Source organism: Streptomyces sp. NPDC004721 (assembly GCF_053601495.1).
On record NZ_JBSGBZ010000067.1, the window covers coordinates 24,449 to 37,840 of the forward strand.

Genomic DNA, 13,392 nt, shown 5'->3' on the forward strand with positions numbered 1-13,392 from the left:
AGTCCCGTTTCAAACCATGGGAGCGCTCCCATGGACCGCAAGCGGGAGCACTCCTCCCTCCGACGTCGCCCTCGAAGAGGCCCCTATGCGACTGCTGCCCCATCGGCTCGACCCCGCGCGCGGCTTACTGTGCGCGCTGCTCACCGCTCTCGCCCTGGTCGCCGCCTTCCTGGCGGCCGCTCCGGCGGCGCACGCCGACACACAGATCTGCGACGCCTTCGGAACGACCACGATCCAGGGCCGCTACGTCGTCCAGAACAACCGCTGGGGCACCGACGCCGCCCAGTGCATCACCGTCACGGACTCCGGCTTCCGGATCAACCGGGCCGACGGCTCGGCGGCCACCAACGGTGCTCCGAAGTCGTACCCGTCCGTCTACAACGGCTGTCACTACACCAACTGCTCGCCGGGCACCTCGCTCCCGGCCCGGCTGGACACCATCTCCAGCGCGCCCACCAGCATCTCGTACGGCTATGTCAGCGACGCGGTCTACGACGCCGCCTACGACATCTGGCTGGACCCGACGCCCCGCAAGGACGGCGTGAACCGGACCGAGATCATGGTCTGGTTCAACAAGGTCGGACCGATCCAGCCGGTGGGTTCGCAGACCGGCACGGCCACGGTCGCCGGCCGTTCCTGGCAGGTGTGGTCCGGCAGCAACGGCTCCAACAACGTGCTGTCCTTCGTCGCCCCGTCGGCGATCACGAGCTGGAACTTCGACGTGATGGACTTCGTCCAGCAAGCGGTCTCCCGTCAAATGGCCACGAGCAACTGGTATCTGACGAGTATTCAGGCAGGCTTCGAGCCCTGGCAGAACGGTACCGGGCTCGCCGTGACGTCCTTCTCGTCGGAGATCCGCACGGGCGGCGGTGGAGGCGGCGGGGGTGGCAACCCCGGTGGCCAGGCCGCCTGCTCGGTGACGTACGCCACGAACGTCTGGCCGGGCGGGTTCACCGCCGACGTCACCGTCCGCAACACCGGTTCGGCGGCGGTGGACGGCTGGCAGCTCGGCTTCGCCCTGCCCTCTGGGCAGCGCGTCACCAGCGCCTGGAACGCCACGGTGAACCCGTCCTCGGGTGCCGTCACCGCGACCGCCCTGTCGCACAACAAGGGGATCGCACCGGGCGGCAGCCAGGCGTTCGGCTTCCAGGGCACCTACAGCGGCACGTTCGCCGCACCGAGCGCCTTCACCCTCAACGGCACTGCCTGCACGACCGCCTGAGACGCACCACCACCCCCACAAGGAAGGAAGGACCGAACGTGGCTCGACGCAGCAGACTCTTATCGGTGGCGGCGGCCTTCGCCACCCTCCTCGCGGCACTGGGCCTGACCCTGCTCGGTCAGGGCCGCGCCGAGGCGCACGGCGTGGCGATGATGCCCGGTTCGCGCACCTATCTGTGTTACGTGGACGCCCGCACGGCGACCGGCAGTCTCGACCCGACGAACCCCGCGTGCCGGGACGCCCTGAACAAGAGCGGCGCCACTCCCCTGTACAACTGGTTCGCGGTGCTCGACTCCAACGCCGGTGGCCGGAACCAGGGTTACGTGCCGGACGGCACCCTGTGCAGCGCGGGAGACCGCTCGCCGTACGACTTCTCCGCTTACAACGCCGCCCGCGCCGACTGGCCCCGGACCCATCTGACCTCCGGGTCCTCGATGCAGGTCCAGTACAGCAACTGGGCCGCGCACCCGGGCGACTTCCGGGTCTACCTGACCAAGCCCGGCTGGTCGTCCACGTCCCAGCTGCGCTGGGCCGACCTGGACCTGATCCAGACGGTCAGCAACCCGCCGCAGGTCGGGTCGCCGGGCACCGACGGCGGCCACTACTACTGGAACCTCGCGCTGCCCTCCGGCCGTTCGGGCAACGCGCTGATCTTCATCCAGTGGGTGCGCTCCGACAGCCAGGAGAACTTCTTCTCCTGCTCGGACATCGTCTTCGACGGCGGCCACGGCGAGGTGACCGGCATCCGGAACTCCGGCTCGCCGAACCCGACTCCGACTCCCACCCCCACCCCGACCCCCACTCCGACGGACCCGCAGACCGGCTCCTGCATGGCCGTGTACAACGTGGAGAACTCCTGGGGCGGCGGCTTCCAGGGCTCCGTGGAAGTGATGAACCACGGCACGGCACCGCTGAACGGCTGGACGGTGACCTGGAAGCCAGGCGCCGGCACCAAGATCGGCAGCGCCTGGAACGGCAACCTGACCACGGCCGGGGACGGCACGATCACGGTCAAGAACGCCGACTACAACCGGACCGTGCCTCCCAACGGCAGTGTCTTCTTCGGATTCACCGCCACATCCACCGGCAACGACTATCCGGTCGGCTCGATCAGCTGCACCACGAGCTGACACCCGCACCGTCCCGCACCGGGCGCGCCGGCACCCCGCCGGCGCGCCTCTCGTGTGCGCCGGGGAACTCCGCTACGCGGGCCCCTCCCGGGCGCTGAGCGCCTGCACCTCCACGTACGAGGGAGCGGCGCCCCGCGGAGCACGCCCCTCCGCGACGGCGGCCATCGCCTCCACGGCCGCGCCCAGCGCCCGCCGGTACAGCAGGGAGCCGAGGCTGATCCGGCGTACGCCGAGGTCGGCGAGGTGGGGGACGGCGGGGCCGGTCGGGGAGTAGAGGATGTTGAGCGGCGCGTCGAGGTGCCTCACGAGGGCGGCGATCGCCTCGGGTTCGGTCAGCCCTGGGACGAACACCCCGTCGGCACCCGCCTGTTGATAGACGTCGAGCCGGCGCAGTGTCCGCGTGACGTCTCCGTCGCCCAGCCAGTACGTGTCCGTGCGCGCGTTGACGAACAGTCCGGGCACGGCGGACTTCACCGCGGTGATCTTCGCGGCGTGCCGGTCGGGCGGCCCGAGCCCGTCCTCCAGGTTGATGCCGCGGGCCCCCGCCTCCCACAGCTGCCGGGCGAACTCGGCCACCTCGTCCGGGTCTTCGCTGAACCCGCCCTCCGCGTCGACGGTGAGCAGGAAGGGCTGCGAGCCGAGGAGAAGGGCAAGGCGGAGGGTGAGCTCGCGGGTCGCGGCGGCACCGTCGGGCAGTCCGGCGGAGGCGGCGACGCCGAGGCTGGTGGTGCCGATGGCCGGGAATCCGCGGGCGGCGAGCAGCAGGGCGGAAGCCGCGTCCCAGGCGTTCGGCAGCAGCAGCGGCTCGTCGGCCCGTTGGAGGTCGGCGAAGGTGGTCATGACAGGTCTCCGACGGCGTCGGCGTAGTACGTGGATCCGGCGAGGTGGCGGGCGAGTTCACGGAAGCTCCAGCCCTCGCCCGGCGAGTGGTCGAGCTGCTCGTCGGTGAGCGCGTCCAGGCGGTTGGCCCAGATCCTGGCCAGTCGGGTCAGACGGCTGCGCGTCTCGTCGAGATCCGCGGGGGTAAAGGGGGCGCGGTCGGACTCGGTCGTGATCGCGGAGGCGTGCCAGCAGTCGGGCTGGGGCTTTTCTCCGGCCAGCCGCGCCTCCAGTTCGGCCAAGTGGTCGATCATGTGGTCGGCGACGCGGCGGATCGCCTTGTGCGGGGTGTACACACGATCGTCGACGCGGGCGGGCGTGCCGTCCCAGGCGGTCCAGGTGGCGGCCAGTTCGAGCACGTGGTCGACCATGGAGGTGACGGCTGCGGCGGGTGTCTCGTAGACGGTCTCGCTCATGCGGCCCACGCTAGGGGCCGGTTGTTTCGGTACCGGCCGAACCGTTCGAGTCAGCCCGCCCGCTCCCCCGCGCCGCGCTCCACGCAGAACTCGTTCCCCTCCGGGTCGGCGAGCACCGCCCAGCCCGTGCCGTCCGGGTTGCGGCGGTCGGCGACCAGGGTCGCGCCGAGGCCCAGCAGCCGCTCCACCTCCTCGTCGCGGGTGCGGTCCTGCGGCTGGAGGTCCAGGTGCACGCGGTTCTTGGCCGTCTTGGCGTCCGGCACCGTGACGAAGAGCAGGCCGGCGCCTTCGATCAACGCCTCGTCGTCACCCGGCTCGTCGTCCTCGTGCACGGGCAGGTCCAGGACCTTGGACCAGAAGGTGCCCAAGGCGTGGGCGTCGGCGCAGTCGATCGTGACGTGGCGTATGGCGGAGGTCATACGGGGATGATGTCAGGGCGTCCGGGGCCGTGCAGGGGAATTTCGCGGGGCCCGATCGGCTAGCTTCGTGCCATGGACAGCGTCATCCCCAGCGTCACCTCCCCCGCCCTCGCCGACGCGCTCGACGGTGGGGCGGTGGTGCTCGACGGTGGTATGTCGAACCAGTTGGAGTCGGCCGGGTACGACCTGAGCGACGAGCTGTGGTCGGCGCGGCTGCTGGCCGAGCGGCCGGAGGCGGTCACTCAGGCACATCTGGCGTACTTCGAGGCGGGGGCGAGCGTGGCGATCACCGCGAGCTACCAGGCCACCTTCGAGGGGTTCGCGCAGCGGGGGATCGGACGGGAGCGGGCCGCCGGGCTCATGCGGCTGAGCGTGGAGTCGGCGCGGGAGGCGGCGCGGCGGGCGCGCGCGCTCGGGGTGGTACGGCCGTTGTGGGTGGCCGCGTCGGCGGGGCCGTACGGGGCGATGCTCGCCGACGGCTCCGAGTACCGGGGCCGGTACGGGCTCACCGTCGACGAGCTGGAGCGCTTCCACCGGCCCCGCCTGGAGGTGCTGGCCGCCGCCGGGCCCGACGTGCTGGCGCTGGAGACGGTGCCCGACACGGACGAGGCGCGGGCGCTGCTGCGGGCGGTGCGCGGGCTGGGGGTGCCGGCCTGGCTCTCGTACACCGTCGCCGGTGACCGTACGCGCGCCGGGCAGCCGCTGGAGGAGGCGTTCGCCCTGGCCGCCGACGCGGACGAGGTGATCGCGGTCGGCGTGAACTGCTGTGCGCCCGGCGACGCGGCGGCCGCCGCGCGGACCGCCGGTCGCGTCACTGGCAAGCCGGTCGTGGTCTACCCCAACAGCGGCGAGTCCTGGGACGCCGAGTCCCGCGCCTGGACCGGCCGCTCCACCTTCACCCCGGACCAGGTCGAACGCTGGCGCGCCTCCGGCGCCCGCCTGATCGGCGGCTGCTGCCGGGTGGGCCCGGGGGCGATCTCGGAGATCGCCCGCGTGCTGTCGCCCCGGTAGCGGCCCCACGGCACCCTGGGCCGACGGCCACCCGCGCCCCTTCCAGCAGCCGGTGGGTGGCGACTCCTGCCGGACGGAACCCAGCGATCACGGCAGTGGCCCACGTGCCGACGGCACCGTGGCCGCGCCACCGTTTCCCCGGCACAATCCACCGGACGGCACGCCAGCGCGCGGTCCGACACCAGCCCCCGTCGGCGCCGGCTCCTACCGGACCCGGCCCTGGGCGAACAAGGCGATCGCCCGGTTGCCGTCGGCCCCGGCCGCCGCCCGAGCCCCCGTCCAGGTTCCGGCCATGGCTCCCCTCCCCCGGCAGGAGATCGTCAGTGGCCGCTCGTCAGTGGCCGCTCACCCCGCCCGGGCGGCGCAGGCGTCGTACCACCGTGCGGAGTTCCGCGGCGCGGGCTCGGGTGCCGTCCGGGGCGGGGGGTGACTCGGCGGCGGCCGTCCAGAGGTCGAGTTCGGCGTCGCGTGGGCCGGGGACGGTGTGCGGGGGGCCGTCGCCGAAGACGTGTACCGGGTGGGTGGCGTCCCAGGGCCGCCAGCCGGGGTCGCCGTCGGTGGCGAAGCGGACCCAGGCCGTGTGCATGGCGTCGGCCAGCTCCTGCGGGGCGCCCTCCCCGGCGAGCCTGCGGGAGTCGGGGACGTCGCCGGTGTCGAAGACGAAGCCGAGTTCCAGGGCGTGGCAGGCGCCGAGGCCGGGCTGCAGCGAGGGCCAGGCGAACTCGTAGACGTACGACGAGCCGGGGCGGGCGTCGGCCAGGCGGTGCAGCGGGCGGCGCAGCAGGTGGTCGGTGACCAGTTGGCCGACGATCTCGGCGGTACCGGCCCCGGGGCGCAGCGCCCGGTAGCCGCGGACCACCTCGTGTCCGCAGTGGCAGCGGGCCATGGCGCCGGCCAGCGCGACCGGGCCGAGCCGGTCGACGCGCTCCAGCAGCCCGCCCGGGACCAGCCACAGCCGGTACTCGTCGCGGGTCCAGCCCATGAGCAGGTCGGCTCCCCGCGCCGCGTAGCCCTCCACCAGGGCCTGGAGCGGGTCGCGTGGGACGAGGTCGCCGTCGACGACGATGCCGAAGGCGGGTCCGCCGAGGACGGGGCTGCTGAGCCGGCCGACCTCGGCCTGGGTGCGCAGCAGCAGGTCCCGGTCGACGGCGGCGAACGCCTCGGCGGTGGCGGGCACCTTCAGCCGGGTCGCCATGCGCCGCACCATCCGCCGTACGTTGCCGCGCTCGGCGGCCTCCGGCGGCCCGCTCTGGAGGACCGCGCGCCGGAACAGGCCCTGGGCCTGTGGGGCGGCGATCAGGGCGCCGATGCTGATGGCTCCGGCCGACTGGCCGCACAGGGTGACCCGGTCCGGGTCGCCGCCGAAGGCGGCGATCGACTCGTGGACCCAGCGCAGGGCGGCGAGCTGGTCGCGCAGGCCGGGGTTGGCGGGGGCGTCCGGGAACAGTCCGAAGCCCTCCACGCCGAGCCGGTAGTTGACGGAGACCAGGACGACGCCGTCACGGGCGAAGGCACGCCCGTCGTACACGGGCACGGCGGAGGAACCGCGGGTCAGCGCGCCGCCGTGCAGCCACACCATGACGGGGAGCCGGGCGCCCGGGTCCGGGTCGGGCGTCCACACGTTGAGGTTGAGGCAGTCGTCGCCAGGGACGACCGGGTCGGACAGGTACCGGGCGAAGGCCTCGGAGTACGGAGGCTTGGGCGCGGTCGGGCCGAAGAGGGCGGCGTCGCGCACACCGTCCCAGGGCTCGGGCGGCACCGGCGGCCGGAACCGCCGGGAGCCGAAGGGGGGTGCGGCGTACGGGACGCCGCGGAACACGGCCACTCCGTGCTCATGTCTGCCTCGCACCGCCCCGTAGGGGGTGGTGACCACGGGGTCCGATCTGTCGGCCGTCATGCGCCCACCAGCCCTTCGCCGCGTCTTGCACCGGTATCACCGAAGCGCACCGCCGTCTTCCGGTATTCCGGGCGCGGGGTGTGGAGCGCTAGCGGTTCTCGCTGCGGCCGAACCTGAGGTAGGCGACCAGGCCGATCACGTTGCCGAAGGCGCAGACGGCCAGCCACGCCAGGGGCGAGAGCTGCCTGGTGTCGGGGTGCCGCGAGATGTCGATCATGCAGTAGACGGCGGGGACGAGCGCCACCAGCGGCACGATCGCCATCCACGGGGTGGTGGACGACGCGCGGAAGGAGTCGGCGAGCACAGGAGGTCTCCTTCTCGAAGGGCGGACGTAGTGGTCATGGGCGGGATACCGGATCGGTACCACTAATGATCGGCCCCAGCAAGGGGAACGGTGGCGGCGGCCGTGGCGCCCCGGGCCGGACCTCACCCGGCGACGGACCCTGCCGCCCACTCGATCCCGCCGCGCAGATGGGCCCGGAAGTCCGGGTCCGCGTAGGCCTCGGAGGCGTGGCCGAGCGCCGTGTAGAAGACGCGGCCCCGGCCCTGTTCGCGGCACCACACCAGGGGGTGGTCGGGGCCCATGCCCCCGCCGCGGTACGACGACTCGTCGGCGCGCGCCAGGACCCGTACGGTGCCGCGCGGGTTGGTGCGGAAGTCGTACCACTCGTCGGTGAAGGCCCACTCGGCGGGCAGGTGCCGGGTGGCCGGATGGTCGGGGTCCTCGACCAGGACCCGGCCCGGCTGGTACTCCGGGTGCCGGGCGAACCAGGCGCCGAGCAGTTCGCCGTAGTAAGGCCAGTCGTACTCCGTACAGGCCGCCGCGTGCACACCGACGAACCCGCCGCCCCGCTCGACGTACGCGGCGAGGCGTTCCCGGCCGGCCGGGGTGAGCACCTCGCCGCTGGTGGAGAGGAAGACGACGGCGGCGTACCGCTCCAGGGGCCGGGCGAGGGCCTCGGGGTCCTCGGTGTGCTCGACCTCGAAACCGTCGAGGGCCCGCAGCGCGGCGACGGCGTCCGGGATGGAGTCGTGGCGGTAGTCGGCGGTGCGGGTGTGGACGAGGAGTCGGCGGTCCATGGCGGACGACCCTACGCCGCCGCCGGGCCCCGACGGGAGGTCGCGGGAGGCCCTGGACGGCCCGGCAGCCGGCGTCCGGTCACTCCTTCGACGAGCCGTTCTGGTCGTCCTTGTGCGGGCTCCGCGCATGTGTGGTCTTCACATGGGCCCGCAGCCGTGCCGTCACGTCCTCCGGGGGCAGGAAGCGCGACCACCGCTCGGGGAACTCCGCGGGCATGTCGGGGTCCTCCGGGTCGTCGGGCTCGTTCTCGCGGGTCGCGGCGGTACGGGCGACGTACTCGGCGATCTGCGCCTCGCGCACCCGCTCGTTGGCGGCGCGGGCCAGGGCCGTGGCGGTGGCCGGCCAGACCCGGTCGATGGCGGCGTTGACCGCCGCCCCTACGAGCACGGCGAACGCGGACACACCGATCCACAGCAGCACGGCGACCGGCGCGGCGAGTGAGCCGTAGATGGTCGGGCCCTCCACGGTGCTGGTGAGGTAGATGCGCAGCAGGAAGCTGCACACCACCCACATGGCCAGGGCGACCAGGGCGCCGGGCACGTCCTCGATCCACGCGGAGCGCACCGGCACGGACACGTGGTACAGCGTGGTCAGGAACACGACGGACAGCACGATCACGACCGGCCAGTACAGGATCTGCACGAGCGTCGTCGACCACGGCACGATCCGCACCACCGCGTCCGGGCCGGCCACCATCAGCGGCAGCGCGATCGAGCCGATCAGCAGGGCCACGATGAACAGACCGAAGGCCAGCAACCGGGTCTTGACGATGCCGCGCACGCCGTCGAGGCCGTACATGACGGTGATGGTCTCGATGAAGACGTTCACCGCGCGCGAGCCCGACCACAGGGCGAACACGAACCCGATGGAGATCACGTCGGGCCGGCCGCCCTTCATGACGTCCCGCAGGATCGGCTGGGTGATCTCCTTGACCCCCTGGTCGGACAGGACCGTGCGGGAGGCGTCCAGGATGTTGCGCTCCAGGCTGGCGATGGTGTGCGCGCCGGTCCAGGTGTCGACGTAGAAGAGCAGTCCGATCAGGCTCAGCAGCAGGGGCGGCACGGACAGCAGGGAGAAGAAGGCCGCCTCGGCCGCCAGCCCCAGGATCCGGTACTCCATGCACGAGTTGACGGTGTCCTTCAGCAGCAGCCAGGCGGTCCTGCGTTTGGATACGTTCCGGTAGAGGGCTCGTGCCCGGTGGAGGCGGCCGGACGGCCTGTCGGGGGTTTCGCTGGCTGACTGCTGCACGAGCCAAAGGTATCTCCGTCGGCTCCCCTCCCCCTCACCCGCCGGGGGTCCGGCCACCAGGCAGGACACCTGCCGGAGCCCGGCGGGCCCGGTACGGGGCGGCTGTGTGATGCCCGGTGCCGTACCGCGAGGTAGGTTCCGTCGTATGGCACCCAGCACGCACACCGTGACCAACCAGCCGCCGCCGCTGGTCGGATACGACGTCTTCGCCGCCGATCAGGCCCTGGCCGAGGCGGTCGGACGGCACGTGGAGACGGGGCTGCTCGACGAGGTGCGCGCGGAGCTGACGACGCTCGGGCGGGCCGCCGGCTCCGCCCAGGCGCAGGAGTGGGGGGCGCAGGCCAACGAGAACCCGCCGAGGCTGCGCACCCACGACCGCTACGGCCACCGCGTCGACGAGGTCGAGTTCCACCCGGCCTGGCACCGGCTGCTCGGCAAGGGCGTCTCGGCCGGGCTGACCGCGGCCTGGAACCGTCCGGCCGGGCATGTGCGGCGGGCGGCCGCCTTCCTGGTGTGGACGCAGGTCGAGGCCGGCACCTGCTGCCCGCTGTCGATGACCCACGCGGCCGTGCCCGCGCTGCGCACCGACCCGGAGCTGTCCGCCGAGTGGGAGCCGCGGCTGACGTCCGCGGTCTACGAGCGCGAACTGCGGCCGGCGCACCTGAAGGCCGGGGTGCTGTTCGGCATGGGGATGACCGAGAAGCAGGGCGGCAGCGACGTACGGGCGGCCACCACCGTGGCCAGGCCGCTCGCCGAGGCCGGCGCCTACGAGCTGACCGGGCACAAGTGGTTCTGCTCGGCGCCGATGTCGGACGGGTTCCTGGTGCTGGCGCAGACCCCTGGGGGTACCTCGCGTGCCGAAGGCGACGGGGGAGGGCTGACCTGCTTCCTGGTGCCGCGGGTGCTGGCGGACGGCACGCGCAACGTGTTCCTGATCCAGCGGCTCAAGGACAAGCTGGGCAACCGGTCCAACGCCTCCGCCGAGGTCGAGTTCGACGGGACCTGGGCGCGCCGGGTCGGCGAGGAGGGGCGCGGGGTGCGCACCATCATCGAAATGGTCGCGGCGACCCGGCTGGACTGCGTGCTCGGGTCGGCGGGGCTGATGCGGCAGGCGGTGGCACAGGCGGTGCACCACTGCGGGCACCGCGAGGCGTTCGGCGGCAAGCTCGTCGACAAGCCGCTGATGCGCAACGTGCTGGCCGACCTCGCGCTGGAGTCGGAGGCGGCGACGACGCTCGCGCTGCGCCTGGCGGCCGCCTACGACGACGGGGGCGAGCAGGAGCGGGCACTGCTCCGGATCGCGGTGCCGGCCGCCAAGTACTGGGTCACCAAGCGGTGCGCTCCGCTGGCGGTGGAAGCCTCCGAGTGCCTGGGCGGCAACGGGTACGTGGAGGAGTCCGGGATGCCCCGCCTGGTGCGCGAGTCACCGCTCAACTCGATCTGGGAGGGCGCCGGGAACGTACAGGCGCTGGACGTGCTGCGGGCCCTGACGCGGGAGCCGGGGGCGCTCGACGCCTATCTGCGGGAGGTGGGCCTGGCGCGCGGCGCCGACCACCGTCTCGACGCGGCGATCAAACAGTTGCTCACCGAACTCGCCGATCTGGAAGGCGTCGAGGCCCGGGCCCGGCGGCTGACCGAGCGGCTGGCGCTGGTGCTCCAGGGGGCGCTGCTGGTGCGGTTCGCGCCGCCGGACGTCGGCGACGCGTTCTGCGCCTCGCGGCTGGGCGGCGAGTGGGGCGCGGCCTTCGGGGCGCTGCCGCACACCCTGAACCTGGCGGCGGTGGTGGAACGGGCGCGCCCCGCGCACTGAAGCGGGGGTGGTGCTGCGCCGACACGGCACCACCCCCGCGCTTCAGGCCCTTTCCAGGCCGTATACGCCGCACACGGCGGCGTTGCACAAGTTTCAAGGAACTCAGGCCTGTTTCACCAGGGTTGCAAGGGGTTGCAACTTGCGCGTCCGCGTGAGCGGACGGCGCCCTTCCGGCAGGGGGCCGGGCGGCACGGGGCGCGGGGTGGCCGGGAGGGGCGCTACCGTGCGCGACCGCATGGCCGGGGCGCCCCGGAAGCCGGTTGCCCGGACCCCTTTCACGGGAGGACCCAGTGGCGAAGGCGCCGGTGGACGTGGCTCCTGGAACCACGAACTGAGCCCGCGTCACGCCGAATTGCTCCATCTGCTCGCCGTGCACCGCGCCGGCCGCAGCGGCTCGCAGCCGGTCGAGGCCGTGTTCGGCGATCCGGCCCGCAGGGTGACCGTCCGCGCCGATATGTCGCGGGTACGGCGCTGCCTGGGCCCGTTCCCGGAGCACCGCCCCTACCGCCTTTGCGAGGGCACCGGCGTCGAACTGCTCCTCCCGGACGACCCGGCCGACCTCCTCCCGCACTCGGCGGCACCGGAGGTACGAGGGGAGCGTGTCATCACGGTGCCGCGAGTGGCGCGGGTGGGTGACCCCGGTGGCTCCGGTAGGTCAAGGGTTCGGCCCCTGGGTGGCATCTTCCGCATAATTGCAGGGTCTTCGACCTGTCGCGGGGCGGACTGCCGTAGCATCGCCCCAGGGTCGCCCCAGCCGCTACTCGGTCAACGCTCGGACCTCCCGGAGCAGTTGGCCCGTGCGCGCGGAACAGGCGTCCCGGAGGCGGACCGAGCCCTGAAAAGGGGGCTGTATGAAGCAGCGCGGCAGACACCGCAGGCGCAGACGGGGCAGGGCGCTGCGCGCGGTCCTGGCCGGGGCCGGCCTCGCGCTGACCGCTGCCGCCACCATGATCAGCACCTCGCAGGCCACCGTCGCCGACGACCCCGGAGCCCTGAAGCCGCTCACCTCGTCCGCCGAGCTCGACCGGCTGCGGCTGGCCGAGCAGCCGGTGCCGCAGCGGTCCCTCGACCGGCTCGCCGCGGCGATGGGCCGGCCCGTCGGTGTCGGCACGGTGCTCAGCGGCGCCGACCGCTCGCTGCGCGACGTGGACGAGTGCAGCGCCCACGAGAAGAAGGCGCTGCCCGTCGAGCCGGCGGCCACGCGCGCGTACTGCTGGGACCCCGCGGACTCCGCCACCCGCCGGTGGCGGCCGGAGTCGGTGACCACCTCGGGGGACGCCGAGGACAACGGCCGGTGGGGCGCGCACCGGGTGATCCTCTCCGGCTGGACGCACGACACCGACGACGGCCGCGGACTGGCCCGGGTCGCCTTCGTCAACGCCGACGACCCCGGCCACCTCACCTACACCTGGGCGCTGCTCGCCGTCCCGGTCGACGGGGGACGCGACTTCCGCGGGCTCGTCTCGCGTGTGTCGGGGATGGTCTGGTACCGGGACAAACTGCTGGTCACCACCTCCGGCGGCGAGCGCGACGCGCTGTACGTCTACGACCTGCGCCGCATCCACCGCGCCACGGTCGACGGCCAGGAGGTGGGCCGGGTGCCGGGCGGCTGGTCGGCGCACGGCTACCGATGGGTGCTGCCCGCGGTCGCCTCCTACCGCCCGGCCGACGGCAACTGCGTCCGGGCGGCCGGCGCGGACGTCTCCGCGCTGCCCTGCCCGGACGGCCTCTCCCTGGACCGCAGCTCCGCGCCGGCCAGCCTGGTCGCGAGTCAGGCCGCGCCCACGGACGGCGGCCGCCACACGCGCCTGTGGCGCTACTCCTTCAGCCGGGACCCCCTCCGCTCCGGTCTGCTGGCCACCGACTCCGGTGGCACGGCGGCCTCGGACGAGGCCTACGGGACGAAGGCGGAGGACGTCCGGGGCGTCCTGTCGCACCGTCCGGGCCCGTCCACGGAACCGGACTGGTACCTGGGCCGCCCCGCGGACGAGGGCACGCACGGCACGCTGTGGCGGCAGGACGAGCGCGGCGCGAAGGCCGCCGAGTGCGGCTCCGAGGACACCCACCGCTGCTGGGGCGACGGCACCGGCTCCCTGTCCTACTGGCAGGAGACCGGCGACGTCTGGTCCCTGTCGGGCCGGATGCTGTTCGCGCTGCCGCTGTCCGCGGTCGAACGGGAGCTGCGCTAGTGCCAAGGCCGTGAAGTTACGGCTCGGGCGGGGTTGTCCAGGGTCTTTGAGGTGTGGATTCGCCGGACATGAGGAGCGGAGCCCCGGTAG

Annotated in this window: 12 protein-coding genes and 1 pseudogene; 6 read left to right on the plus strand and 7 right to left on the minus strand. The window is 73.1% G+C overall.

Going from position 1 to position 13,392, the window contains the following annotated elements:
- Positions 1–85: 85 nt before the first annotated feature.
- Both ACWEK3_RS36220 and ACWEK3_RS36225 read left to right on the plus strand, forming a co-directional pair.
- On the plus strand, positions 86–1,222 hold the full coding sequence (locus ACWEK3_RS36220; RefSeq protein ID WP_453251638.1) for a GH12 family glycosyl hydrolase domain-containing protein: 1,137 nt from the start codon (positions 86–88) through the stop codon (positions 1,220–1,222).
- Positions 1,223–1,260: 38 nt separating this feature from the next.
- A complete protein-coding gene (locus ACWEK3_RS36225; protein WP_450540502.1) occupies positions 1,261–2,352 on the plus strand; it encodes a lytic polysaccharide monooxygenase in 1,092 nt (363 codons plus the stop codon).
- Positions 2,353–2,424: 72 nt separating this feature from the next.
- Here ACWEK3_RS36225 and ACWEK3_RS36230 read toward each other — a convergent pair whose 3' ends face one another.
- From ACWEK3_RS36230 to ACWEK3_RS36240, 3 genes are read right to left on the minus strand one after another with little or no spacing between them, the layout of a single operon-like run.
- Positions 2,425–3,192, minus strand: coding sequence for an isocitrate lyase/PEP mutase family protein (locus ACWEK3_RS36230; protein WP_450540504.1), 768 nt, complete (start codon positions 3,190–3,192; stop codon positions 2,425–2,427).
- Positions 3,189–3,647, minus strand: coding sequence for a hypothetical protein (locus ACWEK3_RS36235; protein WP_376605847.1), 459 nt, complete (start codon positions 3,645–3,647; stop codon positions 3,189–3,191). The genes ACWEK3_RS36230 and ACWEK3_RS36235 overlap by 4 nt, the downstream gene beginning before the upstream one ends.
- Positions 3,648–3,697: 50 nt before the next feature.
- Entirely contained in the window at positions 3,698–4,066 is a 369-nt protein-coding gene (locus ACWEK3_RS36240; protein ID WP_384428542.1) for a VOC family protein, read from the minus strand.
- 72 nt (positions 4,067–4,138) lie between these two features.
- On the opposite strand from ACWEK3_RS36240, the gene mmuM reads away from it, so the two are divergent.
- Positions 4,139–5,077, plus strand: coding sequence for a homocysteine S-methyltransferase (gene mmuM / locus ACWEK3_RS36245; RefSeq protein ID WP_450540506.1), 939 nt, complete (start codon positions 4,139–4,141; stop codon positions 5,075–5,077).
- 334 nt (positions 5,078–5,411) lie between these two features.
- Here the strand turns inward: mmuM and ACWEK3_RS36250 are convergent, their stop codons facing one another.
- From ACWEK3_RS36250 to ACWEK3_RS36265, 4 genes are all read right to left on the minus strand, one after another.
- On the minus strand, positions 5,412–6,974 hold the full coding sequence (locus ACWEK3_RS36250) for a carboxylesterase/lipase family protein (RefSeq protein WP_453251639.1): 1,563 nt from the start codon (positions 6,972–6,974) through the stop codon (positions 5,412–5,414).
- 88 nt (positions 6,975–7,062) lie between these two features.
- Positions 7,063–7,278, minus strand: coding sequence for a PLD nuclease N-terminal domain-containing protein (locus ACWEK3_RS36255; protein WP_450540510.1), 216 nt, complete (start codon positions 7,276–7,278; stop codon positions 7,063–7,065).
- 122 nt (positions 7,279–7,400) lie between these two features.
- On the minus strand, positions 7,401–8,054 hold the full coding sequence (locus tag ACWEK3_RS36260; protein WP_450540512.1) for a ThuA domain-containing protein: 654 nt from the start codon (positions 8,052–8,054) through the stop codon (positions 7,401–7,403).
- A 79-nt stretch (positions 8,055–8,133) separates the two neighbouring features.
- A complete protein-coding gene (locus ACWEK3_RS36265; RefSeq protein ID WP_450540514.1) occupies positions 8,134–9,303 on the minus strand; it encodes a YihY/virulence factor BrkB family protein in 1,170 nt (389 codons plus the stop codon).
- Between the two features lie 145 nt (positions 9,304–9,448).
- Here ACWEK3_RS36265 and ACWEK3_RS36270 point away from each other — a divergent pair, with 145 nt between their 5' ends.
- The 3 genes and pseudogenes from ACWEK3_RS36270 to ACWEK3_RS36280 all read left to right on the plus strand — a co-directional run bounded on the left by ACWEK3_RS36270 (position 9,449) and on the right by ACWEK3_RS36280 (position 13,302).
- Positions 9,449–11,113 (plus strand): acyl-CoA dehydrogenase family protein, encoded by a 1,665-nt coding sequence (locus ACWEK3_RS36270; protein ID WP_453251640.1) that lies wholly within the window; start codon positions 9,449–9,451, stop codon positions 11,111–11,113.
- Between the two features lie 301 nt (positions 11,114–11,414).
- Positions 11,415–11,714, plus strand: a pseudogene (locus ACWEK3_RS36275) (transcriptional regulator); the annotation flags it as partial.
- A gap of 250 nt (positions 11,715–11,964) precedes the next feature.
- Positions 11,965–13,302, plus strand: coding sequence for a hypothetical protein (locus ACWEK3_RS36280; RefSeq protein WP_453251641.1), 1,338 nt, complete (start codon positions 11,965–11,967; stop codon positions 13,300–13,302).
- The last annotated feature ends 90 nt before the right edge of the window (positions 13,303–13,392 follow it).

Bases quoted from the DNA above. Each gene is read 5' to 3' on its own strand.
- ACWEK3_RS36235 (WP_376605847.1), bottom strand. From the start codon at position 3,647: ATGAGCGAGACCGTCTACGAGACACCCGCCGCAGCCGTCACCTCCATG.
- ACWEK3_RS36270 (WP_453251640.1), top strand. From the start codon at position 9,449: ATGGCACCCAGCACGCACACCGTGACCAACCAGCCGCCGCCGCTGGTC.
- ACWEK3_RS36240 (WP_384428542.1), bottom strand. From the start codon at position 4,066: ATGACCTCCGCCATACGCCACGTCACGATCGACTGCGCCGACGCCCAC.
- mmuM (WP_450540506.1), top strand. From the start codon at position 4,139: ATGGACAGCGTCATCCCCAGCGTCACCTCCCCCGCCCTCGCCGACGCG.
- ACWEK3_RS36250 (WP_453251639.1), bottom strand. From the start codon at position 6,974: ATGACGGCCGACAGATCGGACCCCGTGGTCACCACCCCCTACGGGGCG.
- ACWEK3_RS36230 (WP_450540504.1), bottom strand. From the start codon at position 3,192: ATGACCACCTTCGCCGACCTCCAACGGGCCGACGAGCCGCTGCTGCTG.
- ACWEK3_RS36280 (WP_453251641.1), top strand. From the start codon at position 11,965: ATGAAGCAGCGCGGCAGACACCGCAGGCGCAGACGGGGCAGGGCGCTG.
- ACWEK3_RS36220 (WP_453251638.1), top strand. From the start codon at position 86: ATGCGACTGCTGCCCCATCGGCTCGACCCCGCGCGCGGCTTACTGTGC.
- ACWEK3_RS36260 (WP_450540512.1), bottom strand. From the start codon at position 8,054: ATGGACCGCCGACTCCTCGTCCACACCCGCACCGCCGACTACCGCCAC.